This is a genomic window from Paenibacillus contaminans, assembly GCF_003285015.1.
Lineage (GTDB): Bacteria > Bacillota > Bacilli > Paenibacillales > NBRC-103111 > Paenibacillus_V > Paenibacillus_V contaminans.
The window spans coordinates 223,621-241,458 of sequence record NZ_QMFB01000006.1; the positions used below are offsets into that span (position 1 = coordinate 223,621).

At 51.6% G+C, this 17,838-nt stretch carries 14 protein-coding genes and 1 pseudogene; 10 read left to right on the forward strand and 5 right to left on the reverse strand.

What is annotated here, in order from left to right:
• Window positions 1–147: 147 nt before the first annotated feature.
• Window positions 148–1,575 (reverse strand): aspartate ammonia-lyase, encoded by a 1,428-nt coding sequence (aspA, locus tag DQG23_RS12945; protein WP_113031270.1) that lies wholly within the window; start codon window positions 1,573–1,575, stop codon window positions 148–150.
• A 438-nt stretch (window positions 1,576–2,013) separates the two neighbouring features.
• Between aspA and DQG23_RS12950 the strand changes: the two genes are divergently transcribed.
• From DQG23_RS12950 to DQG23_RS12970, 5 genes are all read left to right on the forward strand, one after another.
• Window positions 2,014–3,036 carry a Gfo/Idh/MocA family protein gene (locus DQG23_RS12950; protein WP_113031271.1) on the forward strand — a complete coding sequence of 341 codons (1,023 nt, stop codon included), beginning with the start codon at window positions 2,014–2,016 and terminating at the stop codon, window positions 3,034–3,036.
• An 11-nt stretch (window positions 3,037–3,047) separates the two neighbouring features.
• Window positions 3,048–4,031 (forward strand): helix-turn-helix domain-containing protein, encoded by a 984-nt coding sequence (locus DQG23_RS12955; RefSeq protein WP_113031272.1) that lies wholly within the window; start codon window positions 3,048–3,050, stop codon window positions 4,029–4,031.
• A 726-nt stretch (window positions 4,032–4,757) separates the two neighbouring features.
• Window positions 4,758–5,453: an SGNH/GDSL hydrolase family protein gene (locus DQG23_RS12960; protein ID WP_158560442.1), complete on the forward strand. Its 696-nt coding sequence runs from the start codon at window positions 4,758–4,760 to the stop codon at window positions 5,451–5,453.
• A gap of 95 nt (window positions 5,454–5,548) precedes the next feature.
• Window positions 5,549–6,409 (forward strand): aldo/keto reductase, encoded by an 861-nt coding sequence (locus tag DQG23_RS12965; protein WP_113031274.1) that lies wholly within the window; start codon window positions 5,549–5,551, stop codon window positions 6,407–6,409.
• Window positions 6,410–6,552: 143 nt separating this feature from the next.
• Entirely contained in the window at window positions 6,553–7,260 is a 708-nt protein-coding gene (locus tag DQG23_RS12970; RefSeq protein ID WP_113031275.1) for a glycosyltransferase family 2 protein, read from the forward strand.
• Window positions 7,261–7,422: 162 nt separating this feature from the next.
• Here DQG23_RS12970 and DQG23_RS12975 read toward each other — a convergent pair whose 3' ends face one another.
• Entirely contained in the window at window positions 7,423–8,406 is a 984-nt protein-coding gene (locus tag DQG23_RS12975; RefSeq protein WP_113031385.1) for an ABC transporter substrate-binding protein, read from the reverse strand.
• 267 nt (window positions 8,407–8,673) lie between these two features.
• Between DQG23_RS12975 and DQG23_RS12980 the strand changes: the two genes are divergently transcribed.
• Both DQG23_RS12980 and DQG23_RS12985 read left to right on the forward strand, forming a co-directional pair.
• Window positions 8,674–9,684, forward strand: coding sequence for a FecCD family ABC transporter permease (locus DQG23_RS12980; RefSeq protein WP_113031276.1), 1,011 nt, complete (start codon window positions 8,674–8,676; stop codon window positions 9,682–9,684).
• Entirely contained in the window at window positions 9,677–10,714 is a 1,038-nt protein-coding gene (locus DQG23_RS12985) for a FecCD family ABC transporter permease (RefSeq protein WP_113031277.1), read from the forward strand. The genes DQG23_RS12980 and DQG23_RS12985 overlap by 8 nt, the downstream gene beginning before the upstream one ends.
• A 70-nt stretch (window positions 10,715–10,784) precedes the next feature.
• Here DQG23_RS12985 and DQG23_RS12990 read toward each other — a convergent pair whose 3' ends face one another.
• Complete coding sequence (locus tag DQG23_RS12990) at window positions 10,785–12,893, reverse strand: LTA synthase family protein (RefSeq protein ID WP_238177872.1); 2,109 nt, start codon at window positions 12,891–12,893, stop codon at window positions 10,785–10,787.
• A gap of 337 nt (window positions 12,894–13,230) precedes the next feature.
• On the opposite strand from DQG23_RS12990, the gene DQG23_RS12995 reads away from it, so the two are divergent.
• The 3 genes from DQG23_RS12995 to DQG23_RS13005 all read left to right on the forward strand — a co-directional run bounded on the left by DQG23_RS12995 (window position 13,231) and on the right by DQG23_RS13005 (window position 16,818).
• Window positions 13,231–14,190, forward strand: a complete 960-nt coding sequence (locus DQG23_RS12995; protein ID WP_113031279.1) for an ABC transporter permease — start codon at window positions 13,231–13,233, stop codon at window positions 14,188–14,190.
• Between the two features lie 45 nt (window positions 14,191–14,235).
• Window positions 14,236–15,159, forward strand: coding sequence for a carbohydrate ABC transporter permease (locus DQG23_RS13000; RefSeq protein ID WP_113031280.1), 924 nt, complete (start codon window positions 14,236–14,238; stop codon window positions 15,157–15,159).
• 129 nt (window positions 15,160–15,288) lie between these two features.
• On the forward strand, window positions 15,289–16,818 hold the full coding sequence (locus tag DQG23_RS13005) for an extracellular solute-binding protein (RefSeq protein ID WP_113031281.1): 1,530 nt from the start codon (window positions 15,289–15,291) through the stop codon (window positions 16,816–16,818).
• A 91-nt stretch (window positions 16,819–16,909) separates the two neighbouring features.
• On the opposite strand, the gene DQG23_RS42945 is transcribed toward DQG23_RS13005, so the two are convergent.
• Both DQG23_RS42945 and DQG23_RS43750 read right to left on the reverse strand, forming a co-directional pair.
• Window positions 16,910–17,389 (reverse strand): helix-turn-helix domain-containing protein, encoded by a 480-nt coding sequence (locus tag DQG23_RS42945; protein ID WP_238177873.1) that lies wholly within the window; start codon window positions 17,387–17,389, stop codon window positions 16,910–16,912.
• 168 nt (window positions 17,390–17,557) lie between these two features.
• Window positions 17,558–17,830, reverse strand: a pseudogene (locus tag DQG23_RS43750) (AraC family ligand binding domain-containing protein); the annotation flags it as partial.
• Window positions 17,831–17,838 lie beyond the last annotated feature (8 nt).

Sequence of the window (17,838 nt, forward strand, 5' to 3'; positions counted from 1 at the left end):
AAAATCCGAGATTTTAGAAAAATAGATGCAGCTTTACCAAGTTGCCGCAAACCGTCAAGAGAGGAGGGGGCTTTTGGGACAGCTCCCTCGCACTTAGTAATAGGTATAATACCTGTACCGTCGTTGACTAAACGCGGCTGACCGAGCTCAATCGCGCTGAAGCAGCGATGCGCCTGCGATGCCGGGGTTCGTCATCTCGTAAGGATCGAGAATGAGGTTCAGCTCTTCTTCGCTCAGCACATTGTATTTCAGGCAGAGATCGCGAACAGGCTGGCCGGTTTCGATCGCTTCGCGGGCGATTCGGGCGACAACCTCATAACCGAGATGCGGGTTGAGCGCGGTAATGACGCCTACGCTTTTCTCCACATACTCCCTGCAGCGGTCCACGTTTGCTTCGATGCCGTCCAAGCAGTGCGTACGGAATACGCGGAACGCTTCATTCATCATGCTGAGCGATTGCAGCAGGTTGAAGACGAGAACGGGCTCCATGACGTTCAGCTCCAGCTGTCCGGCTTCCGACGCCAAACATATCGTATGGTCGTTACCGATGACTTGGAACGCTACCTGGTTGACGACTTCGCACATGACCGGATTGACTTTGCCGGGCATGATCGACGAGCCGGGCTGACGGGAAGGCAGGCTGATTTCTCCGAAGCCGGCACGCGGGCCGGAAGCCAGCAATCTGAGATCGTTCGCGATTTTCGAAAGGTTGATCATGCATACTTTAAGCGCTGCGGACACTTCGGTATAGGCGTCCGTATTTTGCGTGGCGTCGACGAGATGCTCGGCGCCTTGGAGGGGCATTCCGCTGTATGCGGACAGCAGCTGGACTACGCGTTCGATATAGCGCGGATCGGCATTTAATCCGGTACCGACAGCGGTCGCACCCATGTTCACTTCGTATAGATGCTCGCGTGTAGCCGAAATACGTTTGATATCGCGCGCGAATACGCGGCTGTATGCGGCGAACTCTTGTCCGAGCCGAATCGGTACGCCGTCCTGCAAGTGCGTGCGTCCCATTTTGATAACGCCGTCAAACTCCACCGCTTTCCGTTTGAAGCTTTCATGCAAATCGCTCATCGTCGCCAGCAGCTTGTCGAGCAGCGACAGGGAAGCGATGTGAATAGCCGTCGGAAAAGCGTCATTCGTCGATTGCGCCATGTTTACATGCGTGTTGGGGCTAACCTTGAAGTAGTCGCCTTTAACGCCGCCCAGCAGCTCGATCGCACGGTTGGCGATCACTTCGTTCGCGTTCATATTAATCGATGTGCCGGCACCGCCCTGAATCGGGTCGACAATAAATTGGTCGTGCCACTTGCCGTTCATCAATTCATCGGCTGCTTGAACGATCGCATTGCCGATTTGCGGGTTTAACTGCTTGATTTCCATATTGGCTTGAGCGGCGGCCTTCTTCACTGTTGCGATCGCCACAATAAGCTCGCGGTGAATTCTGTAGCCCGTAATCGGGAAATTTTCTACGGCGCGGAGCGTTTGAATACCGTAGTATGCGTCGATCGGCACCTCTTTTTCTCCCAGAAAATCCTTCTCAATGCGAGCTGCTTGCGCGGTTGTCATGATCGGTCTCCTCCGTTATCGATGCGGTGGGCGGCGGTTATGCCGTTACCGCTTTATTGTCGTTCCGGATCGGTTTCATGGGCGTACGGCTTCGACGGATGAAACGCCGGAACGTTTGCTTCTACACTCTGATGTTACCATAAGTACGGGCATAATCGTACTTTGCGACAAATAAAGGCTGGAGAATTGCGAACAGCATTTATAAGGAGGTTCGAAGGATGGCGGGAATACTCAAAGTAATCGGAGGATATGTCGCAATATTGCACTATTGTATGTCTTCATTTTTCAATAGATACGTCTATGCAGTTGTGCTACTATTTGTTTAAGTCATCATTTTGCACTTTGCTTTTTTTCGAAGAAATCACGCGGAAATATGCAAGAGTTTGCCGCATAAGAAGCTGAGTTTCAATTATTAGAGACGAATAAGGAGAGAAGAAAATGATTAAAATCGGAAAAATCAGCTATTGGCACGTCCATGCGAAGGATTATACGAAGCAAGCGCTCGACCACCCTGCTGCGCAAATTGCGGCGGTATGGGATGAAATCCCCGAACGCGGCCGCAGGGAAGCGGAAGCGCTGGGCGTGCCGTTTTATGAAAAACTTGAGGATATGCTGGAAAATGCGGACATAAACGGCGTCATCAACGACGCGCCGACCGATATGCACCGCGATGTGCTGGTTGCAGCGGCGAAGGCGGGAAAACATATTTTCACGGAGAAGGTTGTTGCTCCTACCGTTAAGGAATGCGAGGAAGTTTTGTCTGCGGTACGCAAATCGGGAGTCAAGCTGACCGTCTCGCTGCCGAGGCTGAATCACGGATATACGCTCGCCGTGCAGGAAATTTTGAAGCAAGGGATTCTTGGCGATGTGACGCTCGTCCGCACCCGGCTTTCGCATGGCGGCGCTTTGCCTACCGAAAGCTCGCCGAACGGCTGGCTTCCGGCTCATTTTTTCAGCGCGGCGCAATGCGGCGGCGGGGCGATGATCGATCTCGGCTGTCATCCGATGTATTTGGCGCGGTTGTTCCTCGGCGGTTTGCCCGATTCCGTCAGCGCTTCCTACGGTTATGTGACGGGCCGCGAGGTGGAAGACAATGCGGTTTCGGTGCTGAGCTATCCGAATGGCGCCATGGCGATCGTCGAAGCGGGGTTCGTCAACTCGCAATCGCCATTCGTCATCGAGGTGCACGGAACTGCCGGAAGCTTGCTTTACTCGACGCACGACAACAAAATGCTTGTTAGGACCTCCAAGTCGGGTGTGACAGGAAGCAGCGAATGGACCGAAATCGAGCCGATTCCGCAGGACCGCGAATCCGCTTTCGATCAATGGATCGGCCATATTCAAGAAAATACGGCTGCTCAGGAAAATATCGCTTTGGCGCTCGATCTTACGAGGCTGATGGAAGCGTCGAACATATCCGCACGCGACGGCAGGCCGGTAAAGCTTAGCGAGCTTATATAAGCAGGGGCGGCATGAGACCGTCGTCATCCGGGTACAAGCCGTTTCCTTTCGAGCTGATGCTGGAGCAGCCGCATGCGCTCGATAAGCTGGATATCCGATTTCGCTGGGGGAATTACGGCGTTAATGTGTTGAAGTTTCATTTAACGACGTTCGCGCCCGGCAAGGTAGTCGATTATCACAAGCATTCGGAATATGAGCTTCATTATATTCCGCGCGGCAAAGGGACGCTGCTTCTGGAAGGCAGCGTTCATCCCTTGTCGGCCGGCATGATGTATGTGACCGGACCGAATGTGCTGCACAGGCAAGAAGCGGATCCGAACGAGGCGATGGATGAGCTTTGCTTGCATGTCGATCTGGTCCGGTTGTCCGGCAAGTCCGGCGATACGGAGCGGGAGGATGAGTGGGGCGACGCTTTGGAATGTGCGGAAGCGGAGCTTTGCGTCGGCATGCTCTCGCAGTTTACGGCAGTGCCGGCGACGGACCGGCATGACGCGATGCAGATGTTTTTAACGGCTTATCGAGCTTGGTACGAAGGGATGCCGGGACTTTATACGGTCCTGAAGCAATCGGTTATCCAAATTTTGCTGCGGACGATCAGCGCCCAAACGAAGCTTTCGCCGAAAGTGGATCTTCCTTCTCGCGACATGTATCGCCACCGTTACCAGCTCGCCGTTCAGTTCATCCATGACAACTACATGATGCCGCTAATGGTCGAGCATGTCGCGGAACGGGTTCAGATCAGCGTCCGGCAGCTGCAGCGCGTCTTTCGCAGCCAGACGGGCGATACGTTCGGCGATTACCTGGAGCGGTACCGGCTTACGCAAATATGCCGTCAGCTGGAGCGCTCCGGCAGCTCGATTCAGCGAATCGCCGCCGATTGCGGTTTTTCGAGCGCCAACTATTTGCATCATGTGTTCAAAAAAAGCTTCGGCATCACGCCTCAAGAGTACCGCGAACGCCATCGCAGCAGCGGGACATCCGCAGAATCGGGCTAACGCTTCGAAAAGCGTATCCTGTATATGGCACTATGAAAGCCGCATATAACGAAGGAGCTTCCTGTGAGTCGGGAGGCTCCTTTTTGTGCAAATATAGGAGACCCTAATTTGTGAAAAACGGCGGATGGAGAAATTTAACGGAACGAGTTGCCCCTATTTTTGTGAAAAAGCCGAATTTGGTGCTAAAATGGTAAAATAAGCGCGCTGGCAGCCGCTAGATTTTAAAAAGGTGGATTTTCGCCGAAATAAGCGCAGTGAGGACCGTTAGAAGTTTGGAGGTCGAACGGTCCTTGATTGATTGGAGTCGGTTTGGAAAAGACGTAACGGGAAAGCAGTAAAGGAGAGAAGAGGTAGTGGGTTGGGAGGGCTACAAAGGAGCTTCGCTATGGGCCGCCTTTGAAATCGTGTGATACCCGCAAAACCAATTCCAGATCACACGATTTCAAGAGCGGTTGAAAGCTCAAAACCACTACCTCTCACACGCGCAAACGTATAGCCGAGCACCAAAGGACCGTCCGTGATTTCCGGACGGTTTTTCTTATTATATTGAACGTTCCCACTTAATTGAATGTGATGTCTCACGGGCAAACGGAATGATTGTACGATCGGTCAACAAATCGGCGATACATGCAAACGAGTTCGCCGGGCTAAATAAGGATGGCATTTGTTTCTAGCAAACTTTATACTGATTTTATCCGACTTTCATTTAGCAGGGAGCGTAGAACGATGAACGAGCTGGCGAAAACATTTTACGAGAAGCTGCAAGCGAACGGTCCTGTATCCGTCGTAACGCTAGGAGACAGCTGGACATACGGCAGCGTGGCGGATGGATGGCATGAAGCGAAAGCCGCCGGTATGGACAGAGAACTCATTCACGGCTCATGGGCGATGCAGCTGCGACGTACCGTACAAGAAAGAAACCGTTCCTCGTCAGTCGTCAATAGCGGACAGGGCGGATGGACGGCCAAACAGGGCTTGGAGGCATTCGACAGGCTTGTTGCGGAGTTTCGTCCCGATCTGGTCGTTCTCAATTTCGGGATTAACGATTGGCGCAAAAACGTGCCGCTCGACGACTATCGGAGCGACATGGAGACGATTATCGATCGTGCGGAAGCGTTAGGCGCGGCATGTCTGCTGTGGACAAGCGGGCCGGTATCGCTCGCGGGCGAACAAGATTTCGGATGGGGCGAGCCTCTGGATCCGCAAAATTACGAGCATCGGTTTAACGCGTACAACGATACGATTAAGGCGATTGCCGCCGATCGCGGCTTGCCGCTCGCAGACGCCGAGCGCATCATTTGGGAGGAGTGGCATGCCGGGACGGATTTGTCCGGCTGGTTTTATGATGCCTTTCATTTTAAACAGGAAGGCCACGACCGGATCCACGATGCGATTGCGAGAAAACTCGGTTTACTCGGGTAGTTTTGCAATCAGGCGAACGTTTGTGCTACAGTTGAAAAGGACGATGTGAGAAGCATCGGCCCTGCTACAATCGTCGAAGCGTGAAAACCGCGCGGATGACTACTACGACACGAAAGAGGCGATCCCTTTTGGCAGCACATATCGCAGATAAGACGGTTTTGGCGAACGGCGTCCAAATGCCCTGGTTCGGGCTCGGCGTATGGCGCGTTCAGGAAGGCAACGAGGTGGTTGACGCAGTAAAAGCGGCTCTCCGGAACGGCTACCGCAGCATCGATACGGCAGCGGTTTACGGCAACGAAGAAGGTGTCGGACAAGCCATTCGTGAAAGCGGCGTCGATCGCAACGAGCTGTTCGTAACGACGAAGGTATGGAATGCGGACCAAGGCTATGATTCTACGCTGCAAGCGTTTGAAGAAAGCCGGCGCAAGCTCGGGCTCGACATGATCGACTTATACCTTATTCACTGGCCGGTGAAAGGCAAATATAAAGAAACTTGGCGTGCTCTCGAGAAGCTGTACAAAGACGGCGCCGTACGCGCGATCGGAGTCAGCAATTTCCATGTTCATCATTTGAAGGACGTCATGGACGGTGCGGAAATCAAACCGATGGTCGATCAGGTGGAATTTCATCCGATGCTCGCACAGCCGGAGCTGCGGGCGTTCAGCAAGGAGAACGGCATTCAACTTGAGGCATGGAGCCCGCTTATGCAGGGACGGCTCGACAATCCCGTTCTGCTCGAGCTGGCCGGCAAACACGGAAAATCTCCCGCCCAAATCGTACTGCGCTGGGATTTGCAGCACGGCGTCGTGACGATTCCCAAATCGATTCAGGAGCATCGGATCCGGGAGAACGCCGATATTTTCAATTTCGAGCTGTCGGCTGCGGATATGGAAGCGATCGATGCGCTAAACCGCAATGAGCGTATAGGGGCGGACCCAGACAATTTTAATTTTTAATTTTCCGATTTCGTTTTGCCGCAAGACGGTCCGTTGAGACCGTCTTTTTTCATTGCCTATGCCGATCAGCCGTTTCTATCAAGTGCCGTTTTCATAGATTATAATAGCGAGCTTATGGGGAGCTTCGCCAGAGGGGGGATTCTATGAAAACGGCAGTATATGGGTACTCGATCATCGCCTGCACGAAACGGTCCGCTTTTATGCTGAACCTGTTCGGTAATTTCAGCAGGCAGAAGTGGCGTCATAAGGAACTCATTATTATCCTGAACAAGGATAGTATGAACATAAAGCGGTACCGGCAATTGGCCAAAAAGTACAGAAACGTTTCCGTTTACCAGGTTCCGGAAAAGTATTCGCTGGGCGCATGCCTGAATTTCGGCGTATCAAAGGCGAAATACGGCATTATCGCCAAGTTTGATGATGACGATTATTATGCACCCAACTATTTGCGTGATTGCACGAATGCATTCAAGCGTTCGAAGGCGGGCATTGTCGGAAAACGCGCGCATTTTATGTATTTACAAGGCAAGCGGACGCTGCTGCTTCGCAACGAGCATTCGCAAAACCGGTATGTCAAGACGGTAGCGGGTGCGACGATAACGTTCAAAAAGCATTTGTTTCAACGCTTTCAGTTCCGCGATATGTCGCTCGGCGAGGACGTTCAATTTTGCAAAGACGGCAGGGCGAACGGCACACGTATTTATGCAACGAGCAAGTTTAATTTTGCCGCCATACGTCGCGAGCGTTCCCAGGGACATACATGGAAAGTGTCCTATCGGAGTTTAATGCGAAGAAAACGGACGAAAGTCGTATACAAAGGCGGCGATTACCGGTCTTTCGTCAGCCGATGACAGAGCGTACGTTTTCGAGCTCGAACCGGCGGGTCGGCAAGTCGATTGCGGTCCGTTCGTTGTCCCGGTAAACGTGTCTAAAAACAGTCTTCCGAGCAAAAAGGACAAAGAAAAGCCCCGATCCGCATCTGAAGCGAGAAAGGGGCTTTTTGGCGTGTTGCATTATTTAACTTCAAAATATTTGATCAGCTCGTCAAGCAGCATGTTTGCCGCTTTGTAGCCACCGGCCAAGTTCCATACTACTTGGTCGACTTGAATAACTTTGTTGTTCTTAGCGACGTTCAGGTTTTTGAAGAGCGGGTCGCTCAGCCACTCGTTCGCGACTTTAGCTCCGTCCGTGCTGCCCGGATCGTCGTTCGTAAAGTAGAACATGACGTCCCCATCCATATCCGGAATGCGTTCCTTCGTCAGCTTCTCTACAAACTGGTCTTTATCCTGCGAGGCAGGACGCGCGACTCCGAGCTGGTCCAGGAGAACGCCGGCGAACGTTTGTTTCTGATAAATACGAATGTCGGCAGCCGTGAAGCGGACGATGGATACTTTCGTCGCCGCCTTGGTACCCAGCTTCGCTTTCGTATCCGCAACGCGCTTGTCGAATTCGGCCAATGCCTTTTCGCCTTCGGCTTTCTTATTTACAGCTGTCGTGTAAAGGGCGAAATTGCTCTTCCAGTCGCCCGCAAGATTTTCCGCGAATACGGTCGGCGCGATTTTTTTCAATTGCTCGAATATTTTCTCGTGACGAACTTTGTTTCCGATAATGAGGTCCGGCTTCAAGCTGGCGATCAGTTCGATGTTCGGCTGCGTTTCTTCGCCTAGCGGCGTTACGCCTTGCATTTCCGCCTTAATATGGTCGTACCACGGATCGCCGATCCAAGAGTTTACTGCGCCTACCGGCTTGATGCCGACGGCCAGAAGGGCTTCGGTGCCTTCATTTGTTAGAATAACGACGCGCTGCGGCGTGCCTTTTAATGTTTCTTCGCCCATTGCGTGTTTGATCGTACGCGTTTCGTCAGGCTTAGCCGACGGGCTTGCCGAAGCGCCGGCGCTCGGCTTGACGCTTGGCGAAGGCGAGCTCGCATTGCTGTCGCCGGATTTGCTTCCGCAGCCTGCTGCCGTTAAAATAATAGCGATCATCACTAAGAACATACCAGTCCATTTCAAACGTTGTAGCGTTCGCACGTTTTTCTCTCCCCCAAATCTTAATTATGCAAATGTGCGCACATTTGCAAACGATAATCATTTTCATTGATAATTTAATTACAGATTTTACTGAAAGTCAACAGTTTTATTGAAAATGATTCTCAAACTCGTTGACAATCAAGTATGGCTCCCCCTAAAATGGGGATATTGTTGTTGATCAGGGCTTATTTGATTCAGTGGGTACCGGTTGAACGGCTGGAGAGGGGAGTATACATGGTTGGCTTGTTGGATAGCCGGAATGCCAAACTGCTCGGTTTGGCGGCGGGCGTCATAGTATTAATGGGAGGCATGCTGGCAAGCGTGCTGTTTGGCTTGAAACAGTTCAGTTTGGATATGCTGTGGCAGGCGTACGCCCATTTTAACGGCTCGAATGAACATATTATTATAACGAACACGCGCGTTCCCCGCGCATTGATCGGAGCGGCTGTCGGGGCAAGCTTGGCGATTGCCGGGGCCATCATGCAGGTGCTTACCAAAAACCCGCTCGCATCGCCGTCCGTATTCGGGATCAACGCGGGAGCCGTGCTGTTTCTCGTCATCAGTTTTACGATATTCGGCACGCAGCTCGTTATGAGCCAGATGGTATGGGTAGCTTTTGCCGGCGCAGGGGTCACCGCGGTTTTCGTTTTTTCGCTCGGCTCGCTCGGCCGGGACGGCTTTACGCCGATCAAGCTGACGTTAGCCGGAGCCGCAGTCGCGGCATTTGCCTCTTCGGTTACGTCAGGCATCATGCTGGTGGACAACCGCTCGCTGGATCAAGCGTTGTTTTGGCTGATCGGATCGATCTCCGGCCGCGAGCTCAGTCATTTGGCAGCCGTTATTCCTTATATCGCGATCGGATGGGTCATGGCGATGCTCATGGCTAATTCCTTCAACCTTATGGCGTTGGGCGACGAAGTCGCCAAAGGTTTGGGCCAACGGACGGCGCTCGTTAAAGTCATGTCTTCGGTAATCGTAGTGCTGCTTGCTGGCGGCTCAGTGGCGGTCGCCGGTCCCATTGCGTTTATCGGCGTCATCATCCCGCATTTATGCAGGTATTTAGTCGGTAACGATCACAAATGGCTGCTGCCTTATTGCGCGGTAACCGGCGCGCTGCTGCTGGTTGGAGCCGATCTGGCCTCGCGCTTTATTCTTATGCCCAAAGAAGTGCCTGTTGGCGTGGCGACGGCGCTGCTCGGCGTTCCATTTCTGATTTCCGTCGCGAGAAGGAGAGCTTATGCCTAAACAAGATACAGCCTCTTACGATATATCGGCAATCGCGGCACGCAAGCGGAAACGCGGCTTGGCCATCCTTCTGCTGTTGACCGCGCTTATGCTCTTGTTCTCGGTCGTCAGCCTGTCGATGGGGAGCATGCGGATTCCGATCGGCAGCGTCATCGGCGTCCTGCTCGGCAAATCGGATCCTACGAACAGTCTCGTCATTTTACAGCTTCGGCTTCCGCGCATTGTCGCGGCGATTTTAATCGGCGCCGCTCTAGCCGTTTCGGGCGCCGTGCTGCAGGGCATGATCCGGAATCCGCTGGCGGCTCCGGACCTGATCGGGGTTACGGGCGGTGCATCCGTCGCAGCCGTTGCTTTCATTACGCTTTCCGCCGGGAAGCTCAGCATCCACTGGCTTCCGCTCGTCGCGATAGCGGGCGCCTTTCTTACAGCAGGCATGAACTATGTGCTGGCTTGGAAAAAGGGCGTTTCGCCCTTGCGGCTTGTCCTGATCGGTATCGGTATCGCGACGGCGATGGGGGCGCTGACGACGTTTCTGCTCATTAGCGGTCCGGCCTATCTGGCATCGCAGGTGTTGAACTGGATGACAGGCAGCATTTACGGAACCGCCTGGAAGCATGTTGCGGCGCTTACGCCGTGGATCGCCGTTTTTATCCCGCTGGCCGTCTACTTCGCCAAAGAACTGAACGTTCAGGCGTTAGGCGAGAGCTTGGCCATCGGACTCGGCAGCCGGATCCAGCGGACGCGGCTGATGCTGCTGTTCATTAGCGTTGCTTTGGCCGGCGCGGCGGTCGGCATTGCAGGAACGATCTCGTTCATCGGCTTGCTGGCTCCGCATATGGCTCGCAGAATAGTAGGGCCTTCGCATGGCATTTTGCTGCCGGTATCCGCCTTGCTCGGCGCATTGATATTACTGGCGGCCGACTTGGCCGGACGTATGCTGTTTCAGCCGCTTGACGTTCCGGCGGGCGTGTTTACCGCAGGCATCGGCGCTCCGTTTTTCCTGTATCTGCTGTTCAAACGGCGTAATTAGGCATTGCAGCAACAAAAAAAGACGCAAGCTCCCATAATCGGGCGGCTTGCGTCTTTCTTATATTTTCGGATTATTTCGCGTTAACCTGCAGCTTGGTGCTGTTCGATTGGGAGATGACTTCGTTCTTGTTGTCTATAACCCGGACGTCGATGTCCACCGCGCCGGCTTTGGCGGTATAATCGGCGGAAAGCTCAGCGCTTATTTCCTTCTCGCTGGAATAGGTCGTCGGCAGCGGTTTTCCGTTCGCATAAACGACGCTGCCGTGCGAGAAGTTTTGGCCTGCAACGGTCAGTTTTAGCTTATTCGAGCCGGCCTCCGCGGATTCGGGCGTCAAACGCTCGATCGACATCGGCCCGTTGCCCAACGTGAATTTCGGATTAACGATCTTATCTTTGAAATCCTTGTAGCCGTGACGTTCTCCGAAAATGATATCGTATTGCAGATATTCGTATTGTTTCATGTCCTCTTCGGAAATATTCATTTGCGCATAATAGTTTTTCGGCGGAATGACCGGCGTCTTCTTCCAAAGATTATGCAAGAAATCGGTATAATACGTTCCCGGCAGCTTGGCTAGATCGAGCACGTACGGGCTAATAAAGGATGGGCTCATATCGAGCGTATCTTTCTGCTCAGGCAAATAGTTGTTCCAAACGATTACCGGCGTGCGGTACATTTTATTCAGGAAATCCGGGTCGTCCTCGCCGCTGATCAGCTTGGTCTCGCGGTATACTTTGTAGTCGTCGCCCAGCGAAGGTAGATGATCGCCGAAGAAAACGAGGATCGTCGGTTCGCTGACGCTGCTGTAGTATTCGACCATCGTCTGAAGCATTTTATCGACGTCGATCAGCCCTTGCGCATAAGTCTCGAGAAAGCCGATCGACTCTTGCGAGACGTCCGCTTTGACATCGATCGTATTTTTCTTGAACTTGCCCGGGTAGTAATGGAAATGATTCTCCATCGTGTTGGCGAAAATAAAGTCCGGACCATCGCTTTTCTTGCTCTCGTTGATAATCATGTTGGCCACTTCGCTGTCGGCGATATAAGGCCCTTCGTAGACCGGATTAAAAAATTCGATGCTCTGATATTTGCCGAAGCCGAAGTTTTTATACACTTTATTGGCGTTAAAGTACCAGTTATGAAACGGGCTGATCGCCGTCGACGTATAGCCTTGTCTGCTCAATATGCTCGCCAGCGAATCGACCTCGTGGTCGATGTACTGGTTGTAGGCGATCGAGCCTTGCGGCAGGAAACGCATCGAGTTGCCCGTAAGCACCTCGAACTCGACGTTCGCCGTTCCGCCTCCGAACTGCGGCGATAAGATCGTGCCGTTCGAATATTTCTTCTGCAGCGCATGGAAGAAAGGAAGCGGGTCGCGGCTGAAAGTAACGCCAGGCAGCTGCGTCGCATCGAAGAACGATTCGCTGAGCACGACGATTACGTTCGGCTTAACGCCGTTTTCCGCATTTCCCATGGCCGGCTTAGACGCTTGATTTACGATTTGATCGATCTTAGCGCTGTCATAATCGCTCATTTGCTTCACGAATAAGTATTCGAGATTCATATAAGTCGAAAGCGCGAAGCCGTTCGTCTTTATGTTGTCCGTCTGGTTCCAAGGCATATTGCCGATTCCGAACAAAGTGCGTTTGACGTCTACCGGCTTGTCCGCATATATGACCGCTAGCAGGACTACGGCGGCGACGGCGACCGCAGCGCGTTCCTTCCAGAACGCTTTGGCGCGAAGCTTGGGCACCTCGCGAAGGATGAGTACGCTGACGACCACGTACGCGACGATTGCGCCGATCACGTTAACGTTGAAAATGTTTTTCACATACTGCGCCATATCCGACGTTTCGCTCGTTAGGACAAAATCCCACGGCAGCAAGGGGACGCCTAGTATTTTTTGTTTGGTTCCGCTGATTAAACCGAGTACGAGCAGCGGTACCGAAGCGATCCAGTATGCAAGCTTAATGCGGCCGAGCAGTGCGATAAACGCCATCAGCAGCCCGAATACGAGCAGACTGTTAAACAGCAGTTGACCGATGTTGCCGAAGCACCATGATAATGTAGCGCCCAATTGCCCGCGGCTCAACCACTCCATTAAAAATACCAACCAAACCGACAATACGATAATGGCATATCTCTGTTTGCCGTAGCGGCCTATCGACCCCAGTATTCCCATCTTCCTATCTCCCATTAACTATAGAATGTATGCCATTTATTAATAGACCGTAAACGCCGTATTAACGGAATGTAAACGATCTAAGTCATTATATCACGACGAACGACTGCTCAAAAGAAGCAATTACATGAAATGAAGGCTTTGGCCGGAGTAGGTCGGAAGACCGATGCAAAATGCTATGAATAGACCAGAAAAAGTAATGGCGCTCCCCTATGAATGAAACGGGCGTTTGCCTAAAATGAAGAGCATACCCGATAGAGCCGCGCGTCAAACCGCTTCAATCGTCGGGGGGACGCATACGCAGAACGACATAGACAATAGACAAAGGGGGAATACGATGCAGCAGCATGCGACCCAGCTTGACCGGCCGGAACCGACGAAGAAGAAGGCATACAGACGTCTTTGGGCCGACATCCGTAAAGATTGGGATCTTTATCTCGCCCTTGTCCCGGGCATTCTTTTCTTGCTTCTTTTTAAGTACACGCCGATGTACGGCCTCGTGATCGCGTTTAAGGACTTCAACATATTCGAAGGAGTGGCGGCCAGCCCTTGGGTAGGTCTCGACAATTTCAAGCGGCTGTTTACGTCGCCTGATTTCTTGCATGTGTTCAAAAATACGGTGATCATATCGGCTTACAAAGTACTCTTTTTGTTTCCTCTGCCGATCGTCGTAGCGATTTTGATGAACGAGTTAAGGAAGATGATTTTCAAACGTACCGTTCAGACAATCATCTATCTTCCGCATTTTTTGTCTTGGGTTATCATCAGCGGCTTGTTTATCGACCTGCTCTCCACGAACGGAGGCTTCATCAACAAAATCATAATCGCTATGGGCGGCAAGCCGATCGCCTTCTTCCTCGATAACGAAGTGTTCCGATCCTTGCTCGTTGCGACCGCCGGATGGAAGGAAACCGGGTGGAGCACGATCGTATATTTGGCTGCTCTGGCGGGCATCGATCCGCAGCTGTACGAAGCGGCCAAAATCGACGGCGCAGGCAAATGGAAGCAAACGCTGCACATTACGCTTCCTGGCATGATTCCGGTTATTTTGCTCATGCTCATTTTACGGCTCGGTACGATACTCGAAGCCGGCACGGAACAAATTCTCGTAATGTACAACCCTAGCGTGTATAGCGTCTCGGACGTTATCGGAACTTACGTATACCGAACCGGGCTTGGTGAACAGAATTACAGCTTCTCAACCGCAGTCGGCTTGTTCGACTCCATTATCGCCTTTTTCCTGATCGTTACCGGCAATGCCTTGAGCAGCAAGTTTTTGAAACGGGGAATTTGGTAGGCCGGGAAGCGAAGAGAGCGAACAATCGCATAGGGAGGAAACGATATGAATCAACAAACGGCGCAAACGGCGGGAAGGCAGGTGAAGCCTGCCAACTCGATCCGGATGTCGTTCGGCGAAAAGCTGTTTACCGTATTCAACTATACGTTTTTTACGCTAATGGCGTTTACGACCGTGTTCCCGTTCCTGAACCTGATCGCCAAATCGCTCAGCAGCGAGAAAGCGGTCATCTCGGGAATCGTCAATATTATCCCGGTCGATCTGCAATTCGGCACTTACAAGTACGTGATCCAAAACTCGATGTTCCTGAACTCGATGAAAGTTTCCTTGACCGTAACCGTTCTTGGAACGCTGCTGTCGCTGCTCATGACGACGATAGCCGCTTATCCGCTTTCCAAACCGCGGCTGCGGGCACGCAAATTTTTCATCCTCATGTACGTTTTTACGATGCTGTTCAGCGGCGGACTCATTCCGACTTATTTACTTATGTCCGACCTGCATTTGCTGAATAAGCTGCCGGTGCTGTTCCTGCCGGCCATGGTTAATGTTTACAACATGCTGATCATCAAAAACTTTTTTGAAGGGCTGCCGGACAGCCTGGAGGAATCGGCCAAAATCGACGGAGCCAGCAACCTGCGGATCTTGTTCAGCATCACGATTCCGTTGTCGCTTCCGGTGCTTGCCACGATCGCGCTGTTCTTCGCCGTACAGTTCTGGAACGACTATTTCCATGCACTGATCTATATCAACTCGCCGGAGCTTAAGCCGATGCAGCTTTATTTGAAGGAATTGTTCGTCAGCTCGAGCGACGCATTTTTGCGAGAGAACGTCGACGCATCGATGAACGTGTCGCCGCAGTCCATCCAGGCCGCATCGATTATGCTAGGCACGCTGCCGATTCTGGTCGTGTATCCGTTCCTCCAAAAATACTTCGTGAAAGGCACGCTGACGGGCTCGGTCAAAGAGTAACGTTTACGTCCTGTCCGCCTGCATACTGCATGAATTCATTAAAGGTGGTGGTTGATGGGAGCACAAGCCCGATAGGAAACGACAACCTGCATACTTAGCATGACAATACAAAGGGAGGTTATTACATCCATGTTTAAAAAAACAGTAACCGTTCTATCCATCTCCGTTTTGTCCGCATCGTTGGCCGCTTGCGGCAGCGGCGACTCCAAGTCGTCAAGCGGCTCGCCGTCACCGTCCGGCAGCGCCAGCAGCTCGCCTGAGGCGAACAAGCCGAAGCCGCAGCTTCGCGTTCTGAATCAATACGCGCAATTCGATCCGAATACGGATCCGGTAGGACAATATTTGAAGGAAAAAACCGGCTACGACGTAAAATACGATATGCTGCCCGTCGAGAATGCGGACGAGAAGCTGAACTTGCTCATGAACGGCAAAGAGCCTTATGACATCATGAAGCTGAGCAAAAACCAGTTCGAGAAACTCGCCGCTGCAGGCGCCTTGGAGCCGCTGGACGATCTGATCGCCAAATACGGCAAAAACATGAAAGAGGTTATCGGGAAGGATTCTTGGGACGGTGCGATGCTAAACGGCAAAACGTACGCGATTCCGGAAGGCGGCTCGAGCCTGGGCGTCAACTCGGCGTTCATCGTCCGTCAAGACTGGATCGATGAGCTCGGCCTGAAAATGCCGAACAATCTTGACGAGCTGTACACGATGCTGAAGACGATCAAAGAGAAGAAAAACGTCATTCCGCTTACGGGCGGCAAGGATCCGATCGTGCAGGAAATCGCAACCGTTTTCGGACTTCGCGTTATGGGAGCTCCATGGAACACATGGAAAGAAGTTGACGGCAAAATCATTCACGTCGCGGAAGATCCTGCAATGAAAGAATACATCGCTTATATGAAGAAACTGTACAATGAGGGCTTGATCGATTCCGAATGGGCGATTAACCAATCGAACAAATTGATCGAGAAATTTACGAGCGGCAAAGCGGCCATGTTCAAAATGAACTGGGCGAACGCGCAAACGGTAACCGAAGCGCTCGCGAAAAACTTCCCTGACGCCAAAATGGGCATCGTTCCTTTCCTCCAAGACAAAGAAGGCAAAAGGACTGCTGTAGGAAGCGGCGGCATTTCCTGGTACATCGCGGTTCCGAAATGGGCTCCTAACAAAGAAGAGGCGCTCAAGTTTATGGATCTGAAGCTGGACAAGGATATTTTCAAAGGGCTTGCAATCGGTCAAGAAGGCGTTCACCATACGGTCAAAGACGGCAAATACTATCCGATCCTCCCGATCTTCAACGAGAAGTGGAACAACGGCTCCTACTTCATTACCGGCGTGGACGAGAAAATGTATCCGATCTACTGGCAGGCGCGCGTACGCAAAAACGAGCACGTGCAAAAGTACTACGAGACGTATCAAGAGAACGCGAAAGAAAATCTCGTCGGCGATCCGCTCAGATCGGCTCCGCCAATCGACGTCATCTCCAAAAACTCGCAGCGTCTGAACAAGCTGCTTGAGGATACGCTGATCAAAATCATCACCACGCAGGACTCGGTCGATAGCTACGACAAATTCTTGACGCAATGGAAAACGGACGGCGGCGACGAAATGGTCAAAGCGGCCAACGAATGGTACAAAACGGCAGCCAAAAAATAATCGGCTCCCGACATAAACAACATAACCTCAAGGAACGCTTTTACGGCGAACCTTGAGGTTTTTTGTTGCGGTAAGGAGCTGTCGTTTGTTTTTAGGAATTAAGCTTTTGAAGATTTTCTCGATAGTGGGAAGGAGATACGCCTTCCAGCTTCTTGAACGTTTTGCTGAAGTACAAAGGATTCTCGAAGCTTAATTCAAAAGCGATATCTTGAACGGTCTTATCGGTTTCCCGAAGCAAATATTTCGCCCGCTGTATACGAAGCTGCTGCAAATACAAGTTAATCGTTATGCCCGAATATTTCTTGAAAATGTTGCACAGATATTCATATTTCCGGTCCAGCATTTTTTCGATCGAAGCGGCTGTGCACTCCAGCATATAGCTTTCGTTCAAGATTTCCACAAGCCGTTTGTATGTAACGATAGATGCGGGCAAATAGATGTCGCTCAAGACGTTCTCAAGTAAATCTTCAGCGATAATTTCGATTATTTTGGCTATGCTGCGATTTAATCGATATTGGTAATAACCTTTCGGTTTATTGAATTCGTTAACCATAATTTCAAATGTATGCATGCATTCGTATCGGCGAAGCGGACTAAAGAGACGGGGAATGAGGAGCATTCCTGCCTGATCGTTCGTGGAAGTCCGTAAAAAATTTGAACTGGTATGGCAAATCTTAAGCAGAGAGGTTAAATTATCTCCTGTTTCTATCGCTTCAAGTGGCGGGTCGGATGAGAACTGAACCCAAAAGAAGCTGCCGCCGCCGGATTTCCATGCGAAATGATCTTCCCAGGGCAGCAAAAGCAGGCAGTCTCCTACGTTCAGGGTATATTTTTCATTACCTGCTTGCATATATACGGGACCATCCGAAACCATAATCAGTTGATAGTACGGATTAGACCGCGGTAATAAGAAGTTCTGGTTTACGTTGTATAGGCGAGTCCACTTCACGTCTAATCTGGCTAGTCCATTGAGGAAAAAGTAGTCCATTGAAAATGCCGCCCTTTCACACATTCTTCAAT